General features: G+C 72.3%; 4 protein-coding genes. 1 reads left to right on the top strand and 3 read right to left on the bottom strand.

What is annotated here, in order from left to right:
• Window positions 1-1,034: ATP-grasp domain-containing protein (locus AB0I76_RS23380; RefSeq protein WP_357039184.1), on the top strand; the 1,034-nt coding region annotated here is incomplete at its 5' end.
• On the opposite strand, the gene AB0I76_RS23375 is transcribed toward AB0I76_RS23380, so the two are convergent.
• The 3 genes from AB0I76_RS23375 to AB0I76_RS23365 form a co-directional block, all read right to left on the bottom strand.
• The gene (locus AB0I76_RS23375) at window positions 1,021-1,164 is read right to left on the bottom strand and encodes a hypothetical protein (protein ID WP_357039181.1); all 144 of its coding nucleotides are present in this window, start codon (window positions 1,162-1,164) and stop codon (window positions 1,021-1,023) included. The two genes, AB0I76_RS23380 and AB0I76_RS23375, sit on opposite strands and share 14 nt — an antisense overlap.
• 39 nt (window positions 1,165-1,203) lie before the next feature.
• Complete coding sequence (locus tag AB0I76_RS23370; RefSeq protein ID WP_357039178.1) at window positions 1,204-3,039, bottom strand: carbamoyltransferase; 1,836 nt, start codon at window positions 3,037-3,039, stop codon at window positions 1,204-1,206.
• Window positions 3,032-4,387 (bottom strand): iron-containing redox enzyme family protein (locus AB0I76_RS23365; protein WP_357039175.1); only part of this gene is annotated, 1,356 nt, incomplete at its 5' end. The genes AB0I76_RS23365 and AB0I76_RS23370, both read right to left, overlap by 8 nt.

Here is a 4,387-nt window from a genome sequence, read left to right as displayed (position 1 = left end):
TTCACGCCGGCATCGTGGTCTTCTGCGACCGTGACCTGCCGCTCGCGCAGCGGCTGGCGTCCCGTCTCGGCCTGCCGTTCCACTCGCCGAGCACGGTCCACGCCGCCACCGACAAGTACGTGCAGCGGCAGCGGCTGCGCGACGCCGGGCTGCCGGTGCCGCGGTTCCGGCTGGTGGAGCAGCCCGGCGAGGTGCTGGAGGCGCTCGACGCGGTGGGCACGCCCGCGGTGCTCAAGCCGGTCCGGGGCGCGGGCAGCCAACAGACGTACCGCCTGAACGGCCCGCAGGACGCGCTGCGGTACGCCGCCGACGCGTTCGCCTCGGGCGAGGCCGACCAGGTGGTGGTCGAGGAGATGCTGGTCGGCTGCCCGTCGGTGGCCGGACCCGGCCTCGGCGACTACGTGTCGGTCGAGATGCTGCTGTGGCGCGGCACGGTCGCCTGCCAGGTGCTCAACTCCCGGCTGCCGTTGCGGGAACCGTTCCGCGAGCAGGGTTTCATCATGCCCGGGCTGCTGCCCGAGAAGGACGAGGCGGAGGCCTTCCGGGTCACCGAGGCGGCCTGCCACGCGCTCGGCCTGCGCGACGGCTGGATCGACGTGGAGCTGAAGCTGACCGCCGACGGACCTGCGGTGATCGAGGTGAACGCCCGCATGGGTGGCTATGTGGCCGCCCTGCTGCACCGCTCGTACGGCGTGGGAGCGGTCCGGCTGGCGTTCGACGTCGCCGTCGGCCGCCGGCCGGTGGTGTCGCTCAGGGAGCCGGCGGCGACCGCCTTCTGCTACCAGATCCTGCCGCCGGTCGGTGACTGGCGGCTGGCCTCCTGGGGCAACCTGGCCGACCTGGCCGAGCAGCACCCCGACATTCTCTCGGTCGTCCTGACCGCTGAGCCCGGCGACCGGGTCGACTGGCGGTCGGGCAGCCACGGCACGATCGGCGTGGTGGAGGGCATGGCCGAGCGGCCGGACGCGGTGCTCACCGCGGTGCGCGCCGTCGAGCGCGCCATCGCCGACCAGGTGGTCTTCAGTCCCGCGTGAGCGGCCGCTGCCAGTAGCTCGGTCGGCGCCGCGACCACGACCGGCGCATCGGATCCCGCAGGGCCCGCAGCAGCAGGCCCGCCGGGATCACGAACAGCACGTACACGACGGTGAGCAGGGCTTTGCGCATCAGACGTTCCTCTCTCCGGTACGGACGGACGGCGGCTGGTCAGTCGAGGGGAACCTCGGTGCGCCAGTCCCGGTCCTCGCGCCACTCGGGCTGCTCGGACTTGTGCAGCAGGAACCCGCCGAGCGCGAGCACGTCGATGCCGGTCCGCATGAAGCACGTGTACGCCTCCTGCGGCGTGTTCACGATCGGCTCGCCGCGGACGTTGAACGATGTGTTCACCACGACGCTGTTGCCGGTCTCGTGCTTGAGTGCCGTGAGCAGCCGGTGATAGGCGGGGTTGTCCCGCGGGCCGACGGTCTGCACGCGCGCCGAGTGGTCCACGTGCGTGACCGCCGGGATCACGGACCGGGGCACCTTGAGCAGGTCGATGCCGGTCAGGCCCGGATCGGCGTCGACGGCGAGCCGGGCCGCCTGGGCGACCGGCGCGACCACGAGCATGTACGGGCTCTCCTGCGGCAGGTCGAAGAAGTCCTTCGCGTCCTCGGTCAGCACGGACGGCGCGAACGGCCGGAACGACTCCCGGAACTTGATCTTCAAGTTCATGATCGATTGGGTTCGCGGGTCACGGGCGTCGCCCAGGATCGAGCGTGACCCCAGCGCCCGCGGACCGAACTCCATCCGGCCCTGGAACCAGCCCACCACCATCCCCGCGGCGATCGACTTCGCGACCTCGGCCGCCAGCTCCTGCGGCCCGAGGCGGCGGTGCGGGATGCCGGCGGAGTTCAGGTACGCCGCGATCTGCTCGTCGTCGTACCGCGGCCCGAGCAACGACCCGGCCATCGCGTCGTGCCCGGTGCCGACGTGCGCCCGTTCGGCGCCCCGGTCCATCGCGACCGCGAGCGCCGCACCCAGCGCGCCGCCGGCGTCACCGGCCGCCGGCTGGACCCAGACCTCGTCGAAGAGCGACCCGGCGACGATCTTCCCGTTCGCCACGCAGTTGAGGGCAACCCCGCCGGCCAGGCAGAGCCGCGACTCGCCGGTCAGCTCCCGGGCCGTCAGCGCGAGCGCGAGGACGACCTCCTCGGTGACCAGCTGCACCGACGCCGCCAGGTCGAACTCGCGCCGGGTCAGCTCGCCCTCGGGTTCGCGGCGCGGGCCGCCGAACAGCCTCTCGAAGCCGCGGCCGGTCATCACCTGCCCGCGCAGGAACTCGAAGTAGCGCATGTTCAGCCGGAACGACCCATCGGGCTTGACGTCGATCAGCCGCTCGCGGATCAGGTCGGCGTACCGGGGTTCGCCGTAGGGCGCCAGGCCCATCAGCTTGTACTCGCCGGAGTCCACCTTGAACCCGCAGAAGTAGGTGAAGGCCGAGTAGAGCAGGCCCAGCGAGTGCGGGAAACGGATCTCGGCCTTCGGCGTCAGCAGGGTGCCCTGCCCGTGCCAGATCGTGGTGGTCGCCCACTCGCCGACACCGTCGATGCAGAGCACTGCGGCCGACTCGTACGGGCTGGCCAGGAACGCCGACGCGGCGTGCGACTCGTGGTGCCGCCGGCAGATGATCTCCGGCACGCGTCCCCGGTCCAGCCCTTCGAGCTCGCGGCGGACCACGTCGGTGACGCGTCGCTTCGACGTCCACCACCCGGGCAGGGTGTCACGAAAGGAGGCCAGCCCGAACGGGACCGCACCGAGATAGGTCGCCAGGACGCGGCGGAACTTGAGCGCCGGGTCCTCGTAGTAGGCGATCGCCGACACGTCGGCGAGGGTGGCGCCGGCCTCGTTCAGGCAGTAGGCGACCGCGTTCGCCGGGAACGCCGAGTCGTGGCGGCGGCGGGTGAAACGCTCCTCCTGCGCGGCCGCCACCGGGCGGCCGTCGGACACCAGCGCCGCGGCACTGTCGTGGTAGTACGCGGAGACGCCGAGAACCAGGTCAGACATGTGCGGAGGCCTCCACTCGGGCGCGACGAGCCGCGGTACGCGCCCAGAATCCGGATGGTGGGTTCAGCGAGCGGTACCCGGCCCGGATCCGGTCCCACGCCTGCGCGCGGTCCGCCGGCGCCTGCTGCGCCAGATATCCGTCGACGGCGTCCGCCGCCCACGCGGAGTGCCCGGTCGCCACGTTGTCGATGGTGTTGTGGATGTCGACGAACGCGGTGCTGAAGCCGTACCGCGTGAGCGCCTGCCGGGCGCGGCGATAACTGCCACCGACACCGGACAACTCCATGGCCAGGTTCAAGCCGAGGATCTCCGGCTCGAACGTACGCGGGAACCGGCCGATCGCCAGCCAGTAGACCGGTAGCTCGAACGAGCGGTCCCGCAACGCCGGCCAGGCCGCGAACTCCGGTGACCGGGTCGGCGGCAGGTCGATGCCCATCTCCCGCAGCACCGTGCGGTAGATCAGCGGATGGTTCAGCTCCAGCTCGCCGTTGCCCAGCTCGTCCCAGTAGGTCGCGAACAGGAAGTGGCCCCGCTCGGTGGAGGCGAGCTGGTAGTCGGTGTGACCGGCCAGCCAGGCGCCGTCGATCAGGGTGAGGGGCGCCAGCTGCAACGTCGAGTCGATCAGCTCGGCGCGCTGCGGCAGGGGATCGTCCGAGCCGTCCTGGAACTCGCTGTTGTGCCGGTCGTGCTGGTCGAGCAGCCACGGCCGCAGGCCGTCCGCCGGCGGCTCGGCGGGCAGCGTTGACGTGTCCCGTCTCATGCCGTGGCGGGAGCGGGCCAGCCACCCCTGGACGTAGCGCAGCGCGTAGCGCCGGGTGGCCGGCGTGATGGTGCGCCGCAGCAGCCGGGTGTAGGCCTGCCGCGGACCGACGGGAGCCTCGCCGTCATCGTCACCGTCCGCGGCCAGGCGGAGCTCGATGCTCCGGGGTTGGTGGGCGGAGGGCCGCAGCCGCGCGCGCTCGGCCGGATCGACCGGCAGCGCGTCGATCCACCGGTTGATGACGTCGAGGTCGTCGTCGGGGAACACCCGGAACATCCGGCCGTTCTCCGACACCAGCTCGCCGGTGAGCCGGCTCGCCCCGGACCGGCCCGGGCGCACCAGGCGGCTGTCGGCGAGCGCGGCCAGGAACGGGCCCGGATCGGTCCGGGCCTCGGCCAGCCACTGCTTCAGCGGCCGCCCGCGCATCACGAACCGGTCGTGATAGGCCGACGCCTCGCGGGCCCGCGAGCGCATCAGCTCGGCCATCTCGAACCACGGGTCGCGGGCGGCGTCGAGCTCCCGGTACACCTCGTCGCTCCAGCGGCGCAGCGCGGCGAACGCCCAGGCGAAGCCCCGCCCGAACGCCGC

The organism is Micromonospora sp. NPDC049799, assembly GCF_040656655.1.
GTDB lineage: Bacteria > Actinomycetota > Actinomycetes > Mycobacteriales > Micromonosporaceae > Micromonospora.
Note: the sequence above shows the minus strand (reverse complement) of the source record. Positions and strands in the feature narration are given on the sequence as shown.

Coding starts and splice junctions, on each gene's coding strand:
- AB0I76_RS23375 (WP_357039181.1), bottom strand. CDS start 1,164: ATGCGCAAAGCCCTGCTCACCGTCGTGTACGTGCTGTTCGTGATCCCG.
- AB0I76_RS23370 (WP_357039178.1), bottom strand. CDS start 3,039: ATGTCTGACCTGGTTCTCGGCGTCTCCGCGTACTACCACGACAGTGCC.